The sequence below is a fragment of the Rhizobium oryziradicis genome (assembly GCF_001939045.1).
Lineage (GTDB): Bacteria > Pseudomonadota > Alphaproteobacteria > Rhizobiales > Rhizobiaceae > Allorhizobium > Allorhizobium oryziradicis.
This window is the reverse complement of record NZ_MKIM01000027.1, coordinates 260,951-284,764: the sequence shown is the minus strand read 5'-3', so window position 1 is coordinate 284,764 and position 23,814 is coordinate 260,951. Positions and strand designations below refer to the sequence as shown.

The following is a 23,814-nucleotide window of genomic DNA, read 5'->3' as shown; positions in this document are numbered from 1 at the left end:
GACGCTTTAAATCTGCTGCATAATTTTCTCCTTAGAGTCTGTCAGGTTCAAATTGAACCAAACAGATTGTCGATTCCCTTGTTGTCGTTTGTCTATTCGGGAAAACCGGATTCCGATTTAGGGAATTATGCAGGAGCGGACCGGCGAGGATTTTCATCTCATGAAGATCAGGCCGTAAATTTCGCGTGTGTGGAGCGATCAGGGTGGAAGCGCGCGATAATTTCCGTTACAGCGTCCTTTGTTCGCCATGTACGACCAACAGTGCTGTCGGTCAAAGTGCCGCCCATAAAGAAGTGCCCCATGACATCTCCCACCATCGCCTCTCCCGTTGATCGTCACAATTTGCATGCGCGTGGGCGGGAAAAGCTGAAAGCACATCTGGCCGTACTGCTGTTTGCGATGTTGCTGGCCACATCTTTTTCGTTTGGTGGCATGGCAACCAAAGTGATCGATCCGATTGCTCTGACAGCCCTGCGCTACCTGCTGACCGTTTTGGTGACCGGCGTTATCTGCTTCAAGATCAAGCGCTATCCTTTCACATTGCCAAAGCGGCCGGGGCGGTTTTTGGCCATTGGTGCTTTGATGTCCACGTACATGCTCAGCATGTTCATTGCCCTGCAATTTACGGCACCTGTGGCCACGGGGGCGATTTTTACCATCATGCCGTTGATGAGCGCTGGCTTTGCCTGGCTCTTGATGCGCCAGCGCACCCGCGGGCGGGTGTTGGTCAGCCTCAGCATTGCCGCCATTGGAGCGATTTGGGTTATCTTTCGCGGCGATATTCAAGCGCTGCTGAGTTTTGATCTTGGCAAGGGTGAGATGATCTATCTGGTTGGCGTCACAGCCCACGCCATCTATGTGCCGTTGCTGCGCAAATTCAACGAAAACGAGCCGCCGTTGATTTTCATGTTCTGGACGGCCGTTGCCACGCTTGCCTTTATTCTCATTCCCGGCACACCAAAATTGCTGGCGCTGGACTATGCCAGCGTACCGCCTCTGGCGTGGTTCATGGTGGTTTATCTGGCCATCGTCATGACCCTGATTACCTTTTTGTTGCTGCAATATGCAGCCCAGCGCCTGCCCGCCCCAAAGGTGCTGGCCTATAGCTACCTCACCCCCACCTTCATCATTCTGCTGGAAGGCGCTTTGGGCCACGGCTGGGCACCCTTTGGCGTATTTGCCGGCGCGCTGATTACCGCCGCAGGCCTGCTGGCCATGGCAACCCTGCCCGATTAATCAGCCAGCTTCAGCCCCGTCACAAACAAGCCCTCCAAAAAGCGCACGGCATCCTCAAAGCGGGTGTCGCTGGCAAGCCCCTGCCCCAGCACGGCGCGCACCTGCACATCAAAATCGGCATAATGCTGAGTTGTCGACCAGATGGAAAAAATCAGGTGATAGGGATCGCATGGAGCCAGCTTGCCCGCTTTGATCCAGCTGCGAATCACCTCGATTTTTTCATCCACCAGTTCTTTCAGCGATCCCTTCAGCACATCCTCAATATTCGGCGCGCCCTGCAGGATTTCATTGGCAAACAACCGGCTTTCGCGTGGAAAATCCCGCGCCATTTCCAGCTTGCGCCGAATATAAGAGCAAATCTCCTCCCGAGGGTCGCCATCGGCATCAAAAGCGCGCAAGGGCTCGAGCCAATTGGCCAAAAGCCGATCCATCAACACCCGATGCATGGCCTCCTTGGTGCGAAAATAATAGAGCAGATTGGGCTTGGACATGCCTGCCACCTCCGCAATCTGATCAATGGTCGAGCCACGAAACCCTTGAGTGGAAAACACATCCAGCGCCGCCTGAAGGATAACTTCTTCCTTCTCAACCTGAATGCGCGTGCGCCGCTGTGTTCTGGCAGCCCGTGGTATCGCCATCATGCCTCCCGTCATCTTTCCATCATCGGCGAAAGCCCTGCAAAAAACGCCCAAAAAACAGGCCCAGTTTTTAAGCAACCGCCTGTCATTTTTGCAAAATTTTTCCCATTTTACGGCTTGAGTACAGCAGTGGAAGTTGTAATGTTTACCAATCGGTCAAATATCAATCACTGCTTCTAAAAAGGCAATGCTTGGCGACCACAAAGGCCCAAAAACAACAATAAGGGTCAGACAAAGGGAACAGCGGCTTTCGATCAGCATCGAAACCCCTGCACAGATTAGGAACGATAAAATGACGGCTCAACCCGGCGTGAACTTGCGCGTGAATGGTGACCGGCTGTGGGACAGCCTGATGGATATGGCTAAGATTGGCCCCGGCGTGGCAGGCGGCAACAACCGCCAAACCTTGACCGATGAAGATGCCGAAGGCCGCGCCCTGTTTCAGAGCTGGTGCGAGGCAGCAGGCATGACCATGGGCGTGGACCAGATGGGCACCATGTTTGCCACCCGCCCCGGCACCGACCCGGATGCCCTGCCCGTTTATGTCGGCTCACACCTCGACACCCAGCCCACAGGCGGCAAATATGATGGCGTGCTCGGCGTTTTGGCCGCGCTCGAAGTGGTGCGCTCGATGAACGATCTCGGCATCAAGACCAAACACCCGATTGTTGTGACCAACTGGGCCAATGAAGAGGGCGCACGCTTTGCTCCTGCCATGCTGGCATCCGGCGTGTTTGCTGGCATGCATACGCTGGATTACGCCTATTCCCGCAAAGACCCCGACGGCAAAACCTATGGCGACGAGCTGAAACGCATTGGCTGGTTGGGTGAAGAAGAAGTGGGCGCGCGCAAAATGCACGCCTATTTCGAATATCACATCGAACAAGGGCCGATTCTGGAAGCCGAAAACAAGCAGATTGGTGTTGTGACCCACTGTCAGGGCCTGTGGTGGCTGGAATTTACCCTGACGGGCCGCGAGGCCCACACCGGCTCCACCCCCATGAACCTGCGCGTCAACGCTGGCCTTGCTATGGGCCGGATTTTGGAAATGGTGCAGGATGTGGCGATGAGCGAACAGCCCGGTGCGGTTGGCGGCGTCGGCCAGGTGTTCTTCTCGCCCAACTCGCGCAATGTGCTGCCGGGCAAGGTAGTGTTCACGGTCGATATTCGCACACCGAGCCAAGAGAAGCTCGACCGGATGCGGGCCAAAATTGAAGCCGAAGCCGCAACCATTTGCGAAGCCCTCGGCGTTGGCTGCTCGGTGGAAGCCGTCGGCCATTTCGACCCCGTGACGTTTGATCCCACATTGGTGGGCCGCGTGCGCGATGCCGCCGAGCGGCTAGGCTATAGCCATATGAACATCATTTCCGGCGCTGGCCATGATGCATGCTGGGCGGCACGGGTTGCACCTTCGACCATGATCATGTGCCCTTGCGTCGGCGGGCTTTCGCACAATGAGGCCGAGGAGATTTCCAAGGAATGGGCATCGGCAGGCTGTGATGTGCTGTTGCATGCGGTACTGGAGACGGCGGAGGTTGTGGGGTGAGGATAAAGCTCATCGGAGTCTCCTCATTGTTATTCGCACCAAACGCTCACGGGCAATTATATTACTGCAATAGACCAAGTGAGCCTTATATCCGGTCAGGATATTCCGCCGACCTCGACCAAATGGAGCGGACCAAACGCGAGGTTAATGATTACGTTGACGAAATGCAGACATATCTGACTTGCCTTAAAAACGAACATTCGGACGCCAGCCACAAAGTCAACGATGTTATAGACGACTGGAATCGGGCAGTGAGGTCGTTCAATAATAAATGAGGGAACAGCAATCATGAGCACAGTCATCAAAGGCGGCACCATCGTCACCGCCGATCTCACCTACAAGGCCGATGTAAAAATCGAGGGCGGGATCATCACCGAAATCGGACCCGACCTCTCCGGCGAGACCGTGCTGGATGCAGCGGGCTGTTATGTCATGCCGGGCGGCATTGATCCGCATGTGCATCTGGAAATGCCGTTTATGGGCACCTATTCCGCCGATGATTTTGAAAGTGGCACCCGTGCGGGTCTGGCGGGCGGCACCACCATGGTGGTGGATTTCTGCCTACCCGATCCTGGCCAATCGCTTTTGGAAGCGCTGACACGCTGGGACAATAAATCCACCCGCGCGAACTGCGATTACTCCTTCCATATGGCCATCACCTCTTGGGATGAGCGCATTTTCAACGAAATGCAAACCATTGTGCAAGACAAGGGCATCAACACCTTCAAGCACTTCATGGCCTATAAGGGGGCCTTGATGGTGAATGATGACGAGATGTTTGCCTCATTCTCGCGCTGCGCCGAGCTGGGTGCGTTGCCGCTGGTGCATGCCGAAAATGGCGATGTGGTCGCGGCCATGTCGGCCAAGCTGCTTGCAGATGGCAACAATGGCCCGGAAGCCCATGCCTATTCCCGCCCTGCCGAAGTGGAGGGTGAAGCCACCAACCGGGCCATAATGATTGCTGATATGGCCGGTGTGCCGCTCTATGTGGTGCATACGTCTTGCGAACAATCCCATGAAGCTATCCGCCGCGCCCGGCAAAAAGGCATGCGGGTTTATGGCGAGCCGCTGATCCAGCATCTGACCTTGGATGAGAGCGAATATTTCGACAAGGATTGGGACCACGCCGCCCGCCGGGTGATGTCGCCGCCATTCCGCAACAAGCAGCATCAGGATAGCCTCTGGGCAGGCCTGCAATCGGGCTCGCTCTCTTGCGTCGCCACAGACCATTGCGCCTTTACCACCGAACAAAAACGGTTTGGCGTCGGCAATTTCACCCGAATCCCCAACGGCACCGGCGGACTGGAAGATCGCCTGCCGATGCTGTGGACCCATGGCGTGGCAACGGGCCGCCTGACCATGAACGAATTCGTGGCCGTCACCTCCACCAACATCGCCAAAATCCTCAATATCTATCCGAAGAAGGGCGCGATCCTTGTGGGGGCCGATGCCGATATTGTGGTGTGGGACCCGAAGCGCTCCAAGACCATCTCGGCCAGCAACCAGCAATCAGCCATTGATTACAACGTGTTCGAGGGAAAAACCGTCACCGGCCTGCCGCGCTTCACCCTCACCCGTGGCGTGGTGGCGATTGAGGAAAGCACCGTGAAGACGCAGGAAGGCCACGGCAAGTTTGTCAAGCGTGAGCCTTATCCGGCGGTTAGCAAGGCCCTGTCCACATGGAAAGAACTGGTGTCGCCACGTAAAGTTGAGCGCACAGGCATTCCGGCCAGCGGGGTGTGAAAGCACCCCATGCACTCATTTCAGCACCAGATCGTCCAATTCCGGCAACAGCACAACGCTTTCTTGCTCGTTGGGATCCGTGCGGGCGATAACGATAACACAGGGCTGATCAGAAAGATTGGCGGGCAGATGTGGCACCCCCGCCGGGATGTAAAAAAGCTCACCAGCCCGCACAATTTGATGGTGCTCAAGCTTATCACCGTACCAGGCATGGCTTTCGCCAGAAATGGTATAAATTGCGGTTTCATGCGCCTCGTGCAAATGCGCTTTGGCACGTCCACCCGGGGGAATGGTCAAAAGATGCATGCAAATGCCCTTCGCCCCCACTGTCTCGGCAGAGATACCAGCAATGTAGCTAAAGCCCTGCTTTCCATCGTAATGATCGTTAGGGCGAACAAGACGGCAGGTCGGCTTCGACGATTGATCATGGTCCATAACAGTGCTCCATTTTTCCTGCGAATTTCTCACAGTGCCACCAGAGGCGCAATCTCCTACAGGTTTTATCCATGACATCTCAAACATCAGCCTCGGAGTTGGCAGGTCCTGAACGTTCCAACGGTCCCTCACATTATTCCGTCGTCTCTGCCAAAGATCTCTGTCTGACCTTCCAGACCAATGATGGGCCGGTGCATGCGCTGTCCAACGTTGATCTGGAGGTGAAAAAGGGCGATTTCGTTTCCTTTATCGGCCCCTCCGGCTGCGGCAAGACCACGTTTTTGCGCGTCATTGCCGATCTGGAAAAGCACACCAGCGGCAGCATCACCGTCAATGGCATGACGCCCGAAAATGCCCGCAAAGAACGCTCCTACGGTTATGTGTTTCAGGCGGCAGCGCTCTATCCGTGGCGCACCATTGAGCAAAACATTGCCCTGCCGCTGGAGATCATGGCCTATAGCCCGGATGAGAAGAAAAAGCGGATTGAGCAGACACTGGAACTGGTCAATCTGTCGGGCTTTGGCAAGAAGTTCCCTTGGCAGCTTTCCGGCGGCATGCAGCAGCGCGCCTCCATTGCTCGTGCGCTGGCGTTTGATGCTGATCTGTTGTTGATGGATGAGCCGTTTGGTGCGCTGGATGAAATTGTCCGCGACCATCTGAACGAGCAATTGCTCAAACTCTGGGATCGCACCAACAAAACCATCTGTTTTGTCACCCATTCCATTCCGGAAGCCGTTTATCTCTCCACCAAGATCGTGGTGATGAGTCCCCGGCCCGGTCGCGTGACCGATGTGATTGAATCGACCCTCCCCAGAGAGCGACCACTGGATATTCGAGAAAGCCCCGAGTTTTTGGAGATTGCCCATCGGGTGCGCGAAGGTTTGCGGGCGGGGCATAGTTATGATGAGTAGTCTTGGTGCAAGAACGAAATCCCCTCCCCAACCCCTCCCCACAAGGGGGCGGGGCTACGATGCCGCTACCCTATTGCGCCAAACAAATATGGTCGAATTCGTAGCCACCCAAAAGAGCGCAATCCATCAACCTAAAGCACAAGGCGGGATCATGGCACCAAAGCCCCTCCCCCTTGTGGGGAGGGGTTGGGGAGGGGAAAAAACCACGGACGCAACGCCAACCAAAGCCCTCCTGATGGCCCATTCCAACATAAACCCCAAAACCCGAACCCGTGCCCAAACCCTGCGTCGGGAATTGACCAAAGCAGAACAGGAAATGTGGGATCTGCTCCGAGATTTCAGACCGAGAGGGGCACGCTTCCGCAGGGAAACACCGATCGGCCCCTATATTGCGGATTTTGCTTGGCTATCCGCCAAAATCATCATTGAAGTCGATGGCCATAGCCACGAAACCAATGATGGCAGGCGTCACGACAAACAAAGAGATGCATGGTTGCGGAGCCAAGGCTTCAAAGTGCTTCGGTTCGATAATGATCAGGTGTTGGATAATTCCGACTATATTTTTATTACCCTTGAGGCAGCCATAAGCAGATTTCTCAAGTCAGAGGGTGCAACCCCATGAGCACATTCCGCACCCGTCTCCTCCCCGTCCTCACCGTAATTCTTGCCATCCTAATCATCTGGCATGTCTTTGTGGTCATTCTCAACGCGCCTTTTGTGCGCGATCAGGCGGCCCGTGCTGGGGAGAGCGTTACCACCACGCAATTGATCGAGCGGACGTTTAATCAGGAGCGTCCGGTCCTGCCCGCGCCGCATCAGATTATTGCGGAATTGTGGGCAACAACCATCGATAAGCCCATCACTTCCAAGCGCAGTCTGGTTTATCACACATGGATCACGCTATCGGCGACCCTGATGGGTTTTGGCATGGGCACATTGCTTGGCATTTTGCTGGCCATTGGCATTGTGCACAATCGCGCCATCGATAAATCTTTGATGCCGTGGGTGATTGCCAGCCAGACAATCCCGATTATCGCTATCGCGCCGATGATCATCGTGGTGCTGAACGCCATTGGCATTTCCGGCCTTTTGCCCAAAGCGCTGATTTCCACTTATCTGTCGTTTTTCCCGGTGGTGGTGGGCATGGTCAAAGGCCTGCGCAGCCCCGATGCGATTTTGATTGATCTGATGCGCACCTATTATGCCAGCAACACCCAGACATTCTGGAAACTGCGCATGCCTGCCGCCATGCCCTATCTGTTTACCTCTCTCAAAGTCGCCATTGCCATCTCGCTGGTGGGGGCCATTGTCGGCGAATTGCCAACCGGCGCGGTTGCGGGTCTGGGCGCACGCTTGTTATCCGGCTCTTACTATGGCCAGACGGTGCAAATCTGGGCAGCACTTTTCATGGCCGCAGGGCTTGCCGCCATTCTGGTGGCCATTGTGGGCCTCGCCCACAGCACTGTTTTGAAACGGATGGGGATCAAAGCATGAGTGGCTATCTGATCTTTGCTCTCGTTTTCTGGCTTTTGGCATGGGCTATCAATGAATGGCTGGTGCGCCAGCACTTTGCCAGCCCAACACACCAGCGCGCAGCCGATCTTGCCGTGCCGCTGCTGTTTGGCATCACACTTTTGGTGATCTGGGAATGCGTGGTGCGCGGCTTTGATATTCCGTCCATCCTGCTGCCTGCCCCCAGCATGATCTGGACGCGGTTGATCCATTCAATACCCACACTCTGGGCCGATTTTCAGCAAACCTTCCTTAAATCCGTGCTCACCGGCTATGTCGCTGGCTGCGGACTTGGTTTTGTGGTGGCGGTGCTGATTGACCGCTCGCCCTTTCTCAAAAGCGGGCTGCTGCCCATCGGCAATTTTGTCTCGGCCCTGCCCGTGGTGGGCATCGCACCCATCATGGTCATGTGGTTTGGCTTTGATTGGCCATCCAAAGTGGCCGTGGTGGTGATCATGACCTTCTTCCCCATGCTGGTAAACACCGTGCAGGGATTGTCTGCAGCAAGCAGCATGGAGCGCGATTTGATGCACACCTATGCCGCAAGCCCTTGGCAGACTTTGATCAAACTGCGCCTGCCCGCTGCCTGGCCGTTTATTTTCAATGCGCTGAAGATCAATTCAACGCTGGCACTGATTGGCGCAATTGTGGCAGAATTTTTTGGTACACCCATTGTGGGCATGGGCTTTCGCATTTCAACCGAGGTTGGCCGCAGCAATGTCGATATGGTCTGGGCCGAAATCGCGGTCGCGGCTCTGGCTGGCTCGGTTTTTTATGGTTTGGTGGCGCTGACGGAGAGAGCCGTCACCTTCTGGCATCCGTCTGTCCGCAGTGGCCAGACTCGATAAAACTGACTCGATAATCACGATGATCAACAAAAAGGGGAACAACAATGAAAACCAAAATCACCACCCTGCTCATGGCTGCTGGCATTTCCATGCTGGCCGTGCAGGCCCATGCAGCAGACAAGCTGACCCTGCAACTGAAATGGGTCACCCAAGCCCAGTTTGCCGGCTATTACGTTGCCAAGGACAAGGGCTTTTATAAAGAAGAAGGTCTTGATGTTGATATCAAGCCCGGCGGCCCGGACATTGCGCCTGCGCAAGTGTTGGCTGGCGGCGGTGCCGATGTGATTGTCGATTGGATGCCATCGGCCTTGGCAACCCGCGAAAAGGGCGTGCCGCTGGTCAACATCGCCCAGCCGTTCAAGCATTCGGGCATGATGCTGACCTGTCTCAAGGAAAGCGGTGTGAAGACGCCTGCCGATTTCAAGGGCAAGACACTGGGCGTGTGGTTCTTCGGCAATGAATATCCGTTCCTGTCGTGGATGGCGCATCTGGGCATCAAAACCGATGGCGGCCCGGATGGCGTGAAAGTGCTGAAACAGGGCTTTAACGTCGATCCTCTGTTGCAAAAGCAGGCCGCCTGCATTTCCACCATGACCTATAACGAATATTGGCAGGTGATTGATGCAGGCATCAAGCCAGACGAATTGATCACCTTCCCTTATGAGAAGGAAGGCGTGGCAACGCTGGAAGACGGCCTCTATGTGCTGGAACCAAAGCTGAAAGACCCGGCCTTCAAGGAGAAAATGGTCAAATTCGTGCGCGCCTCGATGAAGGGCTGGAAGTGGGCTGAAAAGAACACCGATGCCGCAGCCGAGATTGTGCTCGAAAATGACGCCTCCGGTGCGCAGACAGAGAAGCACCAGAAGCGGATGATGAGCGAAGTGGCAAAGCTCACCGCGGGCTCCAACGGTGCCTTGGATGATGCCGATTACAAGCGCACGGTAGCGACCTTGTTGGGCGGCGGCTCTGATCCGGTGATCAGCAAGGAGCCGGTTGGCGCTTACACCCACGACATCACCAATGCCGCGCTAAAATAGGCACCCCTAGTCCCTGCTTAAATACTTGGGATTTAAGCAGGGATGCTCGAAAAGCCAGCTTTGGTAACATAGCGTCGCGCGATACATGGCGCGCGGCGCTGGAGAAACGGAAACAAGGTTGCAAATGCGCGAGTTTGCGCGCAATGCGAATCCTGTTTGCATTTGATAAGACTGACATCATATAATGATGTATAGGGAGACAGGGGCACCGATATTCGACAGATCGTGCTGTTTTGAAGATTGGCCTTGGCGCAATCGTTATTCGAGGAACGACACGGGTGAGCATTTTCAAAACAACTGGTCTGCTGGGCCTCTTGCTCGGCGCAACAATCGCTTATCCCGCATTTGCCCAATCTGAAAATCCACCATCTGCACATCAGACGGGTGAGAAACAATATCCCGCCATTGTGGTGATTGAAGCCCATAAAGGTCGCCTCACCGATAAGATCCTGACCAATGGCACGATTGAAGCCGTGGAAGAAATCTATGTCCAGCCGCAGGTGGAGGGGCTGGCCATCAACACGCTCAAGGCCGATGTTGGCGACAGCGTGAAAGCCGGACAGGTTCTGGCAACCATTGATGACAGCAGCCTGACACTGCAAAAGGCGCAATTGCTGGCCAATCAGGCCAAGGCCAATGCGTCCGTGGCGCAATTCAAGATTCAATTGCGCGATGCCAACACCAATGAGGCTGAGGCCAAGCGGCAGTTGGCGCGCGGCCAATCACTCTCCAGCGGCGGTTCCATGTCGACATCCGAGTTGCAAAAGCTGGAAACCGCTGCCACCAACGCCAGCAACAGCGTGGCCAATGCCGAACAAGCCATTGCCATTGCCGAGGCCGAGTTGAAATCTGTCAACAGCCAGATTGCCGATGTTGAGCTGAAATTGAGCCGCACCGAAATCAAGGCCCCGTTTGGCGGCCTGATTACGGCGCGCAATGCCCGCGTTGGTGCCATTGCGGTTGGCTCCGGTTCTCCGCTTTTCACCATCTTGCGCGATGGCGAGCTGGAATTGGTGGCTGATGTCTCGGAAGATGAAATTTTGAAAACGCGCGTCGGCCAATCTGCCGAAATCACCGTGACGGGTCTTGCAAAACCGATTGATGGTAAAATCAGGCTGATCTCGCCCGTGGTCAAGGCCGCGTCGCGGTTGGGCTCGGTGCATATCGCCCTCAATGACAGCAATCTGGCCAAGCAGGGCATGTATGCCAGCGCCGTTATCACCATCACATCGGGCGAAGGCGTGGTGTTGCCTCTTTCTGCTGTCGAAACCACGAAAACCGGCAGCATCACCCATGTTGTTCGCGATAATGTCGTCCATAAAATCTCGATTGAGACCGGCATCGTCGAAAATGGTGAGGTGCTGGTGACAAAAGGCGTGGCCCCCGGTGATCTGGTGGTGGCCAAGGCGGGTGCATTTGTGCGTGACGGGGACCATATCAGACCGGTTCGTGAAACCGATGCCGCTTCAAATTGATAGGGCAAGATCATGAACTTCTCCGCCTGGTCCATCCGCAATCCCATCGCCCCTTTGCTCGGCTTCTTTCTGTTGATGGTTCTGGGGATTCAGGCGTTTAATGCGCTGCCAATCACCCGGTTTCCCAATATCGATGTGCCCATTGTCTCCATCACCGTGACCCAGAGCGGCGCATCCCCGGCCGAGCTGGAAATGCAGGTGACCAAGGAGGTCGAGGATGCGGTGGCCTCGATCAATGGCGTGGACGAGCTATCGTCGCGGGTCACCGATGGCATGTCCGTCACCTCTGTTGTCTTTCGGCTGGAAGTGCCCACCAATCAGGCAGTGCAAGACGTCAAGGACGCGATTGATAAAATCCGAAGTGACTTGCCGGCGACCGTCGATGAGCCAATCGTGGCAAAAATTGATGTCGAGGGACAGGCCATCCAGACCTTCGCCGTCTCTGCCCCCAATATGACGCTGGAAGAGCTATCGTGGTTTGTGGACGATACCGTCAAACGCGCCTTGCAGGGCCAGCGCGGCATTGGCCGGGTTGACCGGGTGGGCGGTGCTGACCGCGAGGTTCACATTGAGCTTGACCCGGACAGGCTGAATGCCTTGGGCATCACGGCATCCAGTGTCAACAATCAGTTGCGCAGCACCAATGTTGATCTGGGTTCCGGCCGAGGCCAAGTGGCCGGAACCGAGCAAGCCATTCGCGTCATGGGCGATAGCCGCAGTGTGGCGGCCCTTGCCAACACCACCATTGCCTTGCCCAACAATCGTTTTGTCAAATTATCCGACCTCGGCACCATCACCGACACCTATAAAGAGCCGGTGTCGTTTGCCCTGTTTGATAACCAGCAGGTCGTCAGTTTCTCGGTGTATCGCGCCAAGGGTGCGTCCGAAGTGTCGGTGGCCGAGACTGTGGCCAAAAGCCTCAATGAGGTGCGCGCTCAAAATCCCGGTGTTTCGATCACGCTGATCAACGATTTCGTTTATTTCACCCTCGGCAATTATACGGCGGCCATCGACACTTTGCTCGAAGGCGCACTTTTGGCCATCATCGTGGTGTTTTTGTTTCTGCGCAATTGGCGCGCAACTCTGATTTCGGCCATTGCGCTACCGCTTTCCGCCATCCCCACCTTTTGGGTGATGGATATGATGGGCTTTTCGCTCAATCTGATCAGCTTTCTGGCCCTGACATTGGCCACTGGCATTCTGGTCGATGATGCGATTGTCGAGATTGAAAATATCGCCCGCCATATCAAAATGGGCAAAACGCCCTATCGCGCCGCCATTGAGGCCGCCGATGAAATTGGCCTTGCGGTGATTGCCACCACTTTCACCATCATTGCCGTTTTTGTGCCGGTGTCCTTCATGCCGGGCATTCCCGGCCAGTATTTCATTCAGTTTGGCCTCACGGTCGCCTTTTCCGTGCTGTTTTCGCTGCTGGTGGCGCGGCTGATAACGCCGATGATGGCCGCCTATCTGATGCGGGCTGAAGACGGCCATGATGATGAGCACGCGAGCGAGGGGCGCATCATGCGCTTCTATACGCGCTTGATCCGCTTCACCACCAGCACCTGGTATTATCGCTACGCAACGCTTTTGGTGGCGTTGATTTTTCTAATTGGCTCGGTCGTTATGTTGCTGCGGGTACCCAGCAGCTTCATTCCGCCCGACGACTCAGGCCTCATCTCCTTGTCGGTGGAACTGCCGCCCAGCGCGACCTTGCAGGATACAGAGCGCCGCGCGCGCGACATTTATGCCGCGTTGAAAGACGTGGATGGCGTTGAGAGCGTTTTTGTGCAGGGCGGCACATCGCCCACCGGCGATCTGGAATTGCGGCGGGCGGCTGTTTCGCTGCAATTGTACAAGATCGAGCATTCTCTGGTTAAAACAGTGGTCAACAAACTGTTTGGCGACCTGCCGTTGATTGGTCCTTATCTTCCCAAAATGCAGATGAATGGACGGACAATCCCGCAATGGGATGTGGAAAAACTGGTGTTTGCCAAGCTGCGATCGATTCCAGACATTCGCGTGCAAAAGCTGAATGATCGTGGCCAGCGCGACATGGCTTTCTACTTCCTGTCCAACAATGAAGCCGACCTGCAAGACGCCATCGCCATTCTCGAAGCCAAGTTGCGCACCGTGCCGGTTCTGGCCAATGTCAGCGCCGATGGCTCCCTGCCCCGCCCCGAATTGCAGGTGCAGCCCAAGGGCGATGAAATGGCGCGTCTTGGCATCACAGCCCAGCAGATTTCCGAAACCATTCGCGTCGCCACCATTGGCGATATTGATGCGCGATTGCCAAAAATCTCGCTGGATGATCGCCAGATCCCCATTCGCGTGCAGACCGATCTGACCATGCGCCGCAATTTATCGGCCATCCGCGCCATCAAGATTGCGACGGCCGATGGCTCCATGGTGCCGCTCTCCAGCGTTGCCAGGATTGATTACACCCAGGGCGTCAGCTCCATCAAACGCAACCATCGCAACCGGGTGGTTTCCATCGGGGCCGATCTGCCGCAAGGTGTGGCGCTGGACACGGCAACCACGGCCTTCAAGCAGGCCGTCGCGGAGGCCAAGATACCGGCCAGCGTACGGTTGGTAGAAACCGGCGACACCAAAGTGCAAAATGAAATGATTGCCAGTTTCATCAATGCCATGCTTTTGGGCCTGCTGCTGGTGCTGACGGTGTTGATCCTGCTGTTCAAGGATGTGATTCAGCCCTTTACCATTCTGTTCTCCCTGCCGCTGGCCATAGGCGGGGTGGCACTGGCGCTGATTTTCACCGGAAACTCCTTATCCATGCCGGTGTTGATTGGTATTTTGATGTTGATGGGCATTGTTACCAAAAATGCCATTCTGCTGGTGGATTTTGCCGTGGAGATGCGCCATCAAGGTCTGGATCGCATATCCGCCATGATTGATGCAGGGCGAAAGCGCGCACGACCGATTATCATGACCTCCATCGCCATGTCGGCAGGCATGCTGCCATCGGCGCTTGGTGTTGGCGAAGGCGGTTCCTTCCGCGCGCCCATGGCCATTGCCGTGATTGGCGGCATCATCACCTCCACCATCATGAGCCTTGTGGTGGTGCCGTCGTTCTTCCTGATCATGGACGATCTTTCGCGTCTGCTGGGCAGGCTTTTCAGCCGCTTCATTGGCCCCAAGGAGGTTGAGCTGGAATCCCTGGACAATGCCGCCCTCACCCTCCACCAGCAGACATTATCGACACAGGTGAACGGGCTGGAAACGCGTATTGACCGGCTGGAGAGCGGTGCGAACTCCCCATCGAAATGGAGGTCAAGTTAGAGTCTGTCAGATTGAGACTGAACCAGATAGACTCTCTATTCCCTTGTTTTTATTCACCCATTCGGAAAAGCCGGATTGCGCTTTTGCCTGATAAACCCTAACCCTATCCGCAAAAGCCACGGCATGATCTGACACGATAGAGTTTGTCAGGGAAAAGTGGAATCCGGTTTTCCCGAAAAGACAAACTCAAGCAAAGGAGTCTAGAGACTGTCTGGTTCAATCTGAACCAGACAGTCTCTAGAAGGCAAATCACGCGATTTTTTATTATTTGATCGAAATCAAACCAATTTTTTGCAAACACCATACATTAGCCTTCAAGCAACGAACCCCGATAGAGAAGAGTTTGTCAGGAAAAGGCGGTCGCCGATTTTTCTGATCTGGCAAACTCGAACACGGAGCTGAGAGCGTCATCTTTGCGTCTTACCCAACGCAAGAGGTGTTCACAGCGCTCATATTCGGATGACACGTTGCACGAGATTTAAGGCTTACAGAGCTGTGGGGATAACAGAACCAGCCAGCAGCACTGTATCAAGAGGAGCCATCTGGCCGTGAACAAGGTTTTGAATTTGAACAATCGTGATCGGAACATTTTGGTGAGGTCGCCGCTCATGGCAGACCTGACACCGTCTTCCCTGGTTAAAATGCTGGCGTCGGCGAGTGTTTTGAGCTTTGAATCCCGCGATATTCTCTTTCGCGAGAGTGATCCGGCCGATTGCTTTTACAGCGTGTTGTCGGGCTATGTGCGCCTTTATCGTTTGAACAAGGATGGTCGCGAAGCCGACATCCGCGTTTGCGGAGCAGGCGACACCTTTGGCGAATGCCTGCTCACCACCGGTGACAGCTATGATTATAACGCGCAGGCAGCCGAAAACATCACCATCGCCCGGTTCAACCTGCAAAAGGTGCGCCAATTGGCCGAGCAGGAGCATGATATCGCCTGCGCCATTATTCACTGCCTGTCCAACGATTTGCGCCGCACCATGGCCTGCATTGCCAATGACCGGCTGCAAACCGCACCGCAGCGGGTTGCGCAATATTTGCTGGAAAATTGCCAGTCGGCCATGGGTGCCGCATCCATTCGCCTGCCCTTTCAAAAGAGCCTGCTGGCCGGAAAACTGGGCCTTGCCCCGGAAGCCCTCTCCCGCGCCTTCTCTTCCTTGCGCCACTCCGGCGTGACCGTGCGCGGGCGCATGATCCAGATTGAAGACGTCAGCGCCCTTCGGCAAATCTAGAGCATTTCCAGGAAAAGTGTGTAGCGGTTTTCCGTCCGGAAATGCGCAAAAACAAAGAGTTATATCGCGGCACGAGGTGGGCGGAACTGGACAATATATTTAAAGCCAGTTCCGCCTAGAGTCTGTCAGGTTCAGATTGAACCAGACAGACTCTAGATTCTTTTGTTTTCGTTTGTCTTTTCGGGAAAACCGGGTTCCACTTTTCCCTGACAAACTCTAAAGCCCGCCCACGCCTTTGAGAAAATCGACAATCTCGGCAACGCCCTCGCCGCGCTTCAAATCTGAAAATACATGCGGCCTTGCCTCGCGCATGCGCCGCGCATCGCGATCCATCACGTCCAGATCCACCTCGACATAGGGTGCGAGGTCTTTCTTGTTGATCACCAGAAGATCGGATCGGGTGATGGCTGGCCCGCCTTTGCGCGGAATTTCCTCGCCCTGACAGACCGAAATCACATAAATCGTCACATCGGCCAAATCAGGCGAAAAGGTTGCAGCCAGATTGTCGCCGCCAGATTCAATAAAGATCACATCGAGATCGGGAATGCGTTCATTCAGGCCAGCAATGGCCTGTAGATTGATCGATGCATCTTCGCGAATGGCCGTGTGCGGACAGCCACCCGTTTCTACACCCACCACCCGATCAGACGACAGCGCCTGCATACGGATCAGCGCATCGGCATCTTCACGGGTGTAAATATCGTTGGTGACAACGGCCACCGAATAGTGCTCACGCATGGCTTTGCACAGCTTTTCTGTCAGCGCCGTTTTGCCCGAACCAACGGGACCACCAATTCCAACACGCAATGGACCATTCGCGGATTTCATGCTTTTCCCTTTTTATTCATGAGCGAAACAACCGGCTCGCTTGCATCTCGTGCCGGGCAGAGACAATCTCGGCCGCAACCGTGGCCGCGCCCAAATCATCCAGCGTGCTCAGAGCCGCCTTAGCTGCCACCTGTTCAATGGCGTTTTCCAATGCGGCCAGCAGTGCCACACCCTGGCTTTGGCCCATCAGCCCAAGGCGAATGCCCGCCGACACCTGTTGAGATACTGCTGCATGCAGATAAGCGGCCAACGTCGCCTCACAGCTGATGGCGTGCGAGGCCGAAATTGCTCCGACCGCGACCGGATAGGCCACAGCACCGGAAAGCCAAGCCAAAACCGGGCTGGGCCACGCCTGCGCGGCCTCACGAAAGGCCGAGCCAAGCGCCACGGTTTCCAGATAACGCTCTTTTGAACCCGCCAAGGCCAGCGCCAATTCCGCAACCGCCTCCAGCCTCAAGCGCTCATCATAACTGCGCCAGGCCTCAGCCAGCAGCACCGCATCATTCCAGATTGCGCCGTGATGCAAAAGCGAATTGAGCCATGCAAGAAGGCCTGGCTGATCGCGCACCAATCCATCTTCAACCGCTTTTTCCAAACCGGATGAATAGGCAAAACCGCCCACCGGAAAAGCAGGCGACAACCAGGTGACAAGCCGCAACAGGCCTTGCGTTGTTAAAGAATCGGCCATGGGCAATCAGGAATGCCCGTGGCCGCCATGGCTGTGATAGGCCCCGCGCACCGGCTGAAATGGCTCCACCACTTCGCTGACCTCTGCGCCCAAGCCTTCCAGCATGGTGCGGATCACCGGATCGCGGGCAATGAGAATACGGTTCAGCTCGATCTGCGCTGGCAAATGCCGATTGCCCATATGCCACGCCAGTTCCAGCAAATGCTGAGTGTCTTTCGGCGTGACCTGATAGAGCCGCTCTTCTGCCGCCTTGACCTCGACCTGATCGCCGTTGTCCAGCACCAGTCGGTCGCCATCGGCAAAGAGAACCGCTTCTTTCAGGTCCAGCATCACCATTTCACCGTCAGTAAGATGCAGCAATTTGCGCCGCAAATGCCGATCAGCATGGGGCAAAACAACGGTGGAGGTGGGGCTATCAAACGCCTCTTGGGCGGGAATGAATGAGGTGACGCGCAGCATAGGCACTCCAAATAAGCAGAAGCCGACTTTGCATAAAATAGCAGCATCGCGCAACCGGCAAATGCCGTATAGCGTCGCTTCACAGAGCCTGATCATGTCAACAAAAAAGCCACGTATCTTGCTGACACGTGGCTTGTCAAAAAGCATGTAGCCTGAAATCAGGCTGCTTTCTTTTCCTTCAGCTTTTCCAGAATATTCTGCGGCGACGACACGCCATAGGGATCGCTATCGCAATTGTCCGAATAGCCTTCTTCTTCAAACCATTGCTCAACAACGCCATCGTTGATCACGGCACCGTAGCGCCAGGAGCGCATGCCAAAGCCGAGATTATCCTTGGCCACCAACATACCCATCTTGCGGGTAAATTCGCCAGAACCATCTGGAATCAGCTTGACGTTTTCCAGACCCTGGCTCTTGCCCCAGGCATTCATGACGAAAGCATCATTGACCGAGATGCAATAGATCTCGTCCACGCCCTCAGCCTTGAACTCGCTGTAAAGCTTTTCAAAATCAGGCAATTGGTAGGTCGAGCATGTTGGTGTGAACGCGCCGGGCAGCGAAAACAAAACGACCTTCTTGCCCTTGAAGTAATCGTCCGAGGTCAGATCCTGCCAGCGAAATGGGTTTGGGCCGCCAACAGCTTCGTCGCGAACGCGCGTGCGAAATGTTACGTTGGGCACTTTTCTGCCAATAATCATCATGATCTCCTTAACCGCAAAGAATAGGCCGGCGCTGTCAAGCGACAGCAACAGCATTCCCTTTTCGCAATAGCGCAAAACCGCGTGCAACGCAGCATAAAACACGGTCCATTGCGCTGACGCATGGCAGCCATGCACTTGCAGCATATGATAGCGCCTCCTGCCGAAAGAGCCGGAGCATTCGCGTGGAGCGAATATATTACCACAGGTGAGAAATATAGAGAGCGGATAAATCACTAAAAAACAGCATTGAGGGAACCTCCCCCCTAAGCCAGACGTTAGGCTTCAAGAATTTCACCATCGATACAGAGCATATAGTGAAAACCCTATGCCGTCTTAAAATAAACTAAAATATTGCATAGAAACGGTGATACATGTTTTAATATACATATGTAGGAAGCTTCGTTATCGACTTATCGACCACAGTTTAGGTTGAAATTCACTTCTGGATGCTCACCCACCCGAATGGGATGTTGAGCGCACCGGTCAAGTCAGAGGAATAAACCATGACCCAGGTTTTGAAGGGCGGCTTCCCAAGGCGGCAGCCCTCATTGATAAAAAACTCGGTTTCAGGCAACCAGGCCATGGTGCCTCCTACCAAAGGACAGGCCGGACAGAGTGCAAAGCCAACCCTTTCAGTGCTTGCGCCAACCCGCTATCCATGGCGTTTCAACTCGCCTCGCCACACCAGACACAGGATTGAAACACGCAACTTTGTGCCGATGAACTATATCTCGGAAAAGCTGGAAGGCGTTACTGTTCTGTCGCCCGTGCCGGTGCGCAAGTTTGATCTTGTGCACGCCTTTAATCGAATTCCCTTGGGCACCACGCCGTTTGTCATGTCGTTTGAATCCCATATGCCTCGAGGTTTTGGCATAGAGCAATCGCGCTTTTATCGCTTCATGATGCGTCAACTGCTGAGTGATCGCTGCGTTGGCATCGGGGCCATTTCCGAACATGCCCGCCGTATTTTTCTCACCTCCCACAAGGATCATCCGTCTTTCGACCAATTGAAACACAAGCTCTTCCTGCGTTATCCCAATATGGTCATTGAAGATCGCGCCGACCGTTACACCGAAGATGAGCAATACCCCATTCGTGTCGTGTTTGTTGGCAATCACTTTGCCAGAAAAGGCGGCTGTGTTGGGGTGCGCATGGCAGAACTGGCACTGGAACAGGGAATTCCGCTGGAGGTGGATATTGTCTCCACCGTTGAGGTCGGCCAGGCCTCGTGGACCGATCCGCTTGAGCCGGGCTATTTCGACCGCTACCGCAAATTGCTAGCGCTACCCAACGTGCGCCATGTGCAAAATATTCCCAATAGCGAGGTGTTGAAAATCTTGCGCAACGCGCATTTTTCGCTGCTCACCACCTTTTGCGACACATTTGGCTATAGCGTGATTGAATCCGAGGCCAATTACGTGCCGGTAATCGGCACCGCCCAAGGAGCCTTGCCGGAATTCATCCAGCATCAGAAAAACGGCATTCTGCTGCCGATGGACACCACCGACATTGGCGAATGGAAACATATTGCCGACGATCGCTCAACCTCTGAATTTGCAGAGATTCACGCCCGCGAAATTGAGCGCTTGGCGCACAGCGCTTTAAGCGAAATCGTCACCATCATGGGCGACCAAAACCGCTATAAGGCGATGCGACAAGCCGCCTATGAGACGGCGAAATCGATGTTTTCATCCCAGGATGCCACCGTATTCTGGGACGAGTATTATGTGGATGCGCTGAACACGTTCAGGAACGGCCGCAGCCACCGGCCTATAGCGCGCGCTCACAACCGCGCATAGAATTCGTCAGGGAAAAGTGGAACTGAGCTTTCCCTGACGGCATCTCAATCTGGCAGGCTCTAAAACAAGAAATACCGCTGCGCCATCGGCAGCACGGTGGCTGGCTCACAAGTCAGCAATTCACCATCGGCGCGCACTTCATAGGTTTCCGGGTCCACCTCGATCTCGGGCAGCAGATCATTGTGGATCATCGATCTCTTGGAAATGCCGCCACGAGTGTTTTTCACCGCCAGCAATTGCTTGGCAACGCCGAGCTTTTGCGCAAGGCCCGCATCCAGCGAGGCTTGAGACACAAACGTCACCGATGAATTGGTGCGCGCCTTGCCATAGGCACCAAACATCGGGCGGTAATGCACTGGCTGCGGGGTTGGAATCGAGGCATTCGGATCGCCCATCGGGGCGGCCGCAATCGAGCCACCCATCAGCACCATATCCGGCTTGACGCCGAAAAACGCCGGATTCCAGATCACCAGATCGGCACGCTTGCCAATTTCAATCGAGCCGATTTCATGGCTCAAGCCATGGGCGATGGCCGGGTTGATGGTGTATTTGGCAATGTAGCGCTTCACCCGCATATTGTCGTTTTCGCCGATCTCGGACGGCAAACGTCCGCGCTGGCGCTTCATCTTGTCGGCGGTCTGCCAGGTGCGGATCGCCACTTCGCCCACACGGCCCATGGCCTGACTGTCGGATGAGATGATCGAAAACGCGCCGATATCGTGCAAAATGTCTTCGGCGGCAATGGTTTCCTTGCGAATACGGCTTTCGGCAAAGGCAATGTCTTCCGGAATCGACGGGCTGAGGTGATGGCAGACCATCAGCATGTCCAGATGTTCGGCCAGCGTGTTGATGGTATAAGGCCGGGTTGGGTTGGTGGACGATGGAATGACATTCGGCTGGCCACAGATTTTGATAATATCCGGCGCATGGCCACCGCCCGCCCCTTCGGTGTGAAAGGCATGGATGGTGCGGCCCTTGATGGCACTCACCGAGTCTTCCACAAAGCCACTCTCGTTCAATGTGTCGGTGTGGATCATCACCTGCACATCGTATTCGTCAGCAACGCTGAGGCAGCAATCAATGGCGGCCGGTGTTGTGCCCCAGTCTTCATGCAGTTTCAGCGAGGATGCTCCCCCCAGCACCATCTCCACCAGCGCGCCGGGAAGCGAGGCATTGCCCTTGCCCGCAAAGGCAAGGTTCATCGGGAAGGCATCGGCGGCCTCGATCATCCTTGCAATATGCCATGGTCCCGGTGTGCAGGTGGTGGCCAACGTGCCATGAGCCGGGCCTGTGCCGCCGCCCAGCATGCAGGTGATGCCGCTCATCAGGGCTTCTTCAATCTGTTGCGGGCAGATGAAATGGATGTGGCTATCCATGCCGCCAGCCGTGACAATCTTGCCCTCACCGGCAATGGCTTCCGTGCCGGGACCAACAATAATATCAACACCCGGCTGCGTATCGGGGTTGCCCGCCTTGCCAATCGCCACGATGCGCCCGTCTTTCAATCCGATATCGGCTTTGACAATGCCCCAGTGATCAACAATCAAAGCATTGGTGATGACGGTGTCCACAGCACCTTGGGCGCGCGTAACCTGAGATTGGCCCATGCCATCACGGATCACCTTGCCGCCGCCGAATTTCACTTCATCGCCATAATGGGTGAAGTCTTTTTCGACCTCGATAAACAATTCGGTGTCGGCCAGCCGCACCTTATCGCCCGTGGTCGGACCAAACATGCTGGCATAAGCAGCGCGGGACATCTTGTAAGACATGAGGTCAGACTCCTTCGAAATCAGGCGGCAAAAATTCAGGCAGCAAGGCGCGTCAGGCGCCCTGCACTCACATAGGCATTCACCAATTGCCGCTCCGCCTCAAAGGGATGGCCATCCCATCCCTGATGCGAAAAGCCGGCAAAGGCAATTTCATCTCCGACAAAGGCCGGATCATTAAGAAGATACGCCATCACCATCAAACCAGAGGATGGCACCACATAAGGCGCGGGCTGAAACGTGGCGAGTTCAGCATCAACCGCATCATGCAGCGCGGCAGGCAACACCACGTGCTCCTTGCCCCTCGATAACGCAAACTCCGCAAACGCTTCGGTATAATCATCAAAAAAATCAATCAACTCAGGAAAACATGCCAGCACATCCGGCTTGATCCGCTGAAATTTTTGCCCATCGCGCACCGACCAGATTGCCCGGCAATCCTTGACTGGCACGCTGTCGCGCCACGCTTCATTCTGCACCATGGCCTTGGCCGGACGGCCAGTGTTGCATACGGCCACCACATCGGTGCGGCTGCCCGCACGGTTAAAATTGCGCGACCCATTGAAGCGGATGACCATATCAGCGCCATCAATGCGCTGGGCCACCCTTTGCTCAATATCACCATTGCCGACAATCATGATCGTTCGCGTCATCGTGTTTTCTGCCTCGACCTGATCACTGCGGCTCGGCCAGAGATTTTAGCTCCTTGGTGCGCAGCTCCGTCAATCGCGCCTTGCAAGAGGCCACCATCATCGGCTCCATCGTGCCGCCGCGAACGGAGAAGCCCTCAGCCTCGCATTGCCCATCCCGATAATCAATCCAGGCCCGCTGACCTTTCAAAAGCGCTTTTTCCGCGCCCTTTTGGTCGGCGTCCAGATTGGCATCGGTTTCCACCAACGCGGCGCGGGTCAGCTTCCATTGGGCGTTCAACGCCTTGTCGGCCGCATCGAATTCATCGCCCGCGCATTGGGTCATTTCGGCTTGCGTCTGAGGGTCTTGGCAATTCAACTTCGGACCCACTGCATAGGCAGAACCGGCGCTCACGACGAGACAGGCCAAAATCGCTAATGCCAATCTCATAGCTTGCCCATCACCTTCTGGCGAAAGCCATAGACCTCGCGGCTGCCGGCAAGCGGCACCAGCGTCACTTCACGCTTCTGCCCCGGCTCAAAGCGCACCGCCGTGCCCGCCGGAATATCCAGCCGCATGCCGCGCACTTTTTCCCGCTCAAACAATAGGCCCGCATTGCTTTCATAAAAATGGTAGTGACTGCCCACCTGCACCGGGCGATTGCCGGAATTTTCGACCTCAATCCTCACCGTCGGCAGGCCGGCATTCAACTCGATCTCGCCGCTGGCAGCAATGATTTCACCGGGTTTCATTCTGTCTCTCCCATAATTCAGGCGGCGTTGGAAGGCGCGCAGCCCTCTGCCTTGAGAATACGAACAGTGGATGGCGGGTTGTTGGCAAGCTTAGCTGCCGGGCGAATGGGTCTGCGCACCAGCTCGCCACCGCAATTGGGGCAAAAGCCGCCAAGCTTGTCATGAGCGCAATCGGTGCAGAAGGTGCATTCAAAGCTGCAGATCACCACATCCCGGCTGTCGGGCGGCAAATCACGGTCGCAGCATTCGCAATTGGGTCGAAGCGCCAGCATCGG

Annotated in this window: 23 protein-coding genes and 1 pseudogene; 12 read left to right on the top strand and 12 right to left on the bottom strand. The window is 55.3% G+C overall.

Annotation, left to right across the window (positions count from 1 at the left end):
* Positions 1–300 precede the first annotated feature (300 nt).
* Positions 301–1,236, top strand: coding sequence for a DMT family transporter (locus BJF95_RS12395; protein ID WP_075639762.1), 936 nt, complete (start codon positions 301–303; stop codon positions 1,234–1,236).
* Here the strand turns inward: BJF95_RS12395 and BJF95_RS12390 are convergent.
* The gene (locus BJF95_RS12390; RefSeq protein WP_075640314.1) at positions 1,233–1,874 is read right to left on the bottom strand and encodes a TetR family transcriptional regulator C-terminal domain-containing protein; all 642 of its coding nucleotides are present in this window, start codon (positions 1,872–1,874) and stop codon (positions 1,233–1,235) included. The two genes, BJF95_RS12395 and BJF95_RS12390, sit on opposite strands and share 4 nt — an antisense overlap.
* A gap of 292 nt (positions 1,875–2,166) precedes the next feature.
* Here BJF95_RS12390 and BJF95_RS12385 point away from each other — a divergent pair, with 292 nt between their 5' ends.
* Both BJF95_RS12385 and hydA read left to right on the top strand, forming a co-directional pair.
* Complete coding sequence (locus tag BJF95_RS12385; protein ID WP_075639761.1) at positions 2,167–3,420, top strand: Zn-dependent hydrolase; 1,254 nt, start codon at positions 2,167–2,169, stop codon at positions 3,418–3,420.
* A gap of 288 nt (positions 3,421–3,708) precedes the next feature.
* Positions 3,709–5,163, top strand: a complete 1,455-nt coding sequence (gene hydA, locus BJF95_RS12375; RefSeq protein WP_075639759.1) for a dihydropyrimidinase — start codon at positions 3,709–3,711, stop codon at positions 5,161–5,163.
* A gap of 15 nt (positions 5,164–5,178) precedes the next feature.
* Here the strand turns inward: hydA and BJF95_RS12370 are convergent, their stop codons facing one another.
* Complete coding sequence (locus BJF95_RS12370; RefSeq protein WP_075639758.1) at positions 5,179–5,598, bottom strand: cupin domain-containing protein; 420 nt, start codon at positions 5,596–5,598, stop codon at positions 5,179–5,181.
* Positions 5,599–5,669: 71 nt separating this feature from the next.
* On the opposite strand from BJF95_RS12370, the gene BJF95_RS12365 reads away from it, so the two are divergent.
* From BJF95_RS12365 to BJF95_RS12330, 8 genes are all read left to right on the top strand, one after another.
* Positions 5,670–6,509 carry an ABC transporter ATP-binding protein gene (locus tag BJF95_RS12365; RefSeq protein WP_245297310.1) on the top strand — a complete coding sequence of 280 codons (840 nt, stop codon included), beginning with the start codon at positions 5,670–5,672 and terminating at the stop codon, positions 6,507–6,509.
* 151 nt (positions 6,510–6,660) lie between these two features.
* Positions 6,661–7,131: an endonuclease domain-containing protein gene (locus tag BJF95_RS12360; RefSeq protein ID WP_245297309.1), complete on the top strand. Its 471-nt coding sequence runs from the start codon at positions 6,661–6,663 to the stop codon at positions 7,129–7,131.
* Positions 7,128–8,003 (top strand): ABC transporter permease, encoded by an 876-nt coding sequence (locus tag BJF95_RS12355; protein ID WP_075639756.1) that lies wholly within the window; start codon positions 7,128–7,130, stop codon positions 8,001–8,003. The genes BJF95_RS12360 and BJF95_RS12355 overlap by 4 nt, the downstream gene beginning before the upstream one ends.
* Entirely contained in the window at positions 8,000–8,869 is an 870-nt protein-coding gene (locus BJF95_RS12350) for an ABC transporter permease (protein WP_075639755.1), read from the top strand. Before BJF95_RS12355 ends, BJF95_RS12350 begins: the two co-directional genes overlap by 4 nt.
* 44 nt (positions 8,870–8,913) lie before the next feature.
* Complete coding sequence (locus BJF95_RS12345; RefSeq protein ID WP_075639754.1) at positions 8,914–9,906, top strand: ABC transporter substrate-binding protein; 993 nt, start codon at positions 8,914–8,916, stop codon at positions 9,904–9,906.
* Positions 9,907–10,184: 278 nt separating this feature from the next.
* Positions 10,185–11,381, top strand: coding sequence for an efflux RND transporter periplasmic adaptor subunit (locus BJF95_RS12340; protein WP_075640312.1), 1,197 nt, complete (start codon positions 10,185–10,187; stop codon positions 11,379–11,381).
* A 12-nt stretch (positions 11,382–11,393) separates the two neighbouring features.
* Complete coding sequence (locus BJF95_RS12335; RefSeq protein WP_075639753.1) at positions 11,394–14,681, top strand: efflux RND transporter permease subunit; 3,288 nt, start codon at positions 11,394–11,396, stop codon at positions 14,679–14,681.
* A gap of 542 nt (positions 14,682–15,223) precedes the next feature.
* Positions 15,224–15,913: a Crp/Fnr family transcriptional regulator gene (locus BJF95_RS12330; protein WP_083638800.1), complete on the top strand. Its 690-nt coding sequence runs from the start codon at positions 15,224–15,226 to the stop codon at positions 15,911–15,913.
* A gap of 216 nt (positions 15,914–16,129) precedes the next feature.
* Here the strand turns inward: BJF95_RS12330 and ureG are convergent, their stop codons facing one another.
* From ureG to BJF95_RS24075, 5 genes are all read right to left on the bottom strand, one after another.
* A complete protein-coding gene (gene ureG, locus BJF95_RS12325; RefSeq protein ID WP_075639751.1) occupies positions 16,130–16,741 on the bottom strand; it encodes an urease accessory protein UreG in 612 nt (203 codons plus the stop codon).
* A gap of 16 nt (positions 16,742–16,757) precedes the next feature.
* Positions 16,758–17,429 (bottom strand): urease accessory protein UreF, encoded by a 672-nt coding sequence (locus BJF95_RS12320; RefSeq protein ID WP_075639750.1) that lies wholly within the window; start codon positions 17,427–17,429, stop codon positions 16,758–16,760.
* Between the two features lie 6 nt (positions 17,430–17,435).
* Complete coding sequence (gene ureE, locus BJF95_RS12315) at positions 17,436–17,888, bottom strand: urease accessory protein UreE (RefSeq protein WP_075640311.1); 453 nt, start codon at positions 17,886–17,888, stop codon at positions 17,436–17,438.
* 158 nt (positions 17,889–18,046) lie between these two features.
* Positions 18,047–18,583 (bottom strand): peroxiredoxin, encoded by a 537-nt coding sequence (locus BJF95_RS12310; protein WP_075640310.1) that lies wholly within the window; start codon positions 18,581–18,583, stop codon positions 18,047–18,049.
* 442 nt (positions 18,584–19,025) lie between these two features.
* On the bottom strand, positions 19,026–19,172 hold the full coding sequence (locus BJF95_RS24075) for a hypothetical protein (RefSeq protein ID WP_175577250.1): 147 nt from the start codon (positions 19,170–19,172) through the stop codon (positions 19,026–19,028).
* Here BJF95_RS24075 and BJF95_RS12305 point away from each other — a divergent pair.
* Positions 19,171–20,388, top strand: a complete 1,218-nt coding sequence (locus tag BJF95_RS12305; protein ID WP_075639749.1) for a glycosyltransferase family 4 protein — start codon at positions 19,171–19,173, stop codon at positions 20,386–20,388. The genes BJF95_RS24075 and BJF95_RS12305 overlap by 2 nt on opposite strands.
* 59 nt (positions 20,389–20,447) lie before the next feature.
* Here the strand turns inward: BJF95_RS12305 and ureC are convergent, their stop codons facing one another.
* The 5 genes and pseudogenes from ureC to BJF95_RS12280 form a co-directional block, all read right to left on the bottom strand.
* Positions 20,448–22,160 (bottom strand): urease subunit alpha, encoded by a 1,713-nt coding sequence (gene ureC / locus BJF95_RS12300; protein WP_075639748.1) that lies wholly within the window; start codon positions 22,158–22,160, stop codon positions 20,448–20,450.
* A gap of 35 nt (positions 22,161–22,195) precedes the next feature.
* A pseudogene (locus tag BJF95_RS12295) lies at positions 22,196–22,819 on the bottom strand (glycosyltransferase family 29 protein); the annotation flags it as partial.
* Between the two features lie 13 nt (positions 22,820–22,832).
* Positions 22,833–23,237, bottom strand: a complete 405-nt coding sequence (locus BJF95_RS12290) for a lysozyme inhibitor LprI family protein (RefSeq protein ID WP_075639746.1) — start codon at positions 23,235–23,237, stop codon at positions 22,833–22,835.
* Positions 23,234–23,539 (bottom strand): urease subunit beta, encoded by a 306-nt coding sequence (locus BJF95_RS12285; protein WP_075639745.1) that lies wholly within the window; start codon positions 23,537–23,539, stop codon positions 23,234–23,236. The genes BJF95_RS12290 and BJF95_RS12285 overlap by 4 nt, the downstream gene beginning before the upstream one ends.
* Positions 23,540–23,556: 17 nt before the next feature.
* Positions 23,557–23,811 (bottom strand): DUF1272 domain-containing protein, encoded by a 255-nt coding sequence (locus tag BJF95_RS12280; protein WP_075639744.1) that lies wholly within the window; start codon positions 23,809–23,811, stop codon positions 23,557–23,559.
* Positions 23,812–23,814 lie beyond the last annotated feature (3 nt).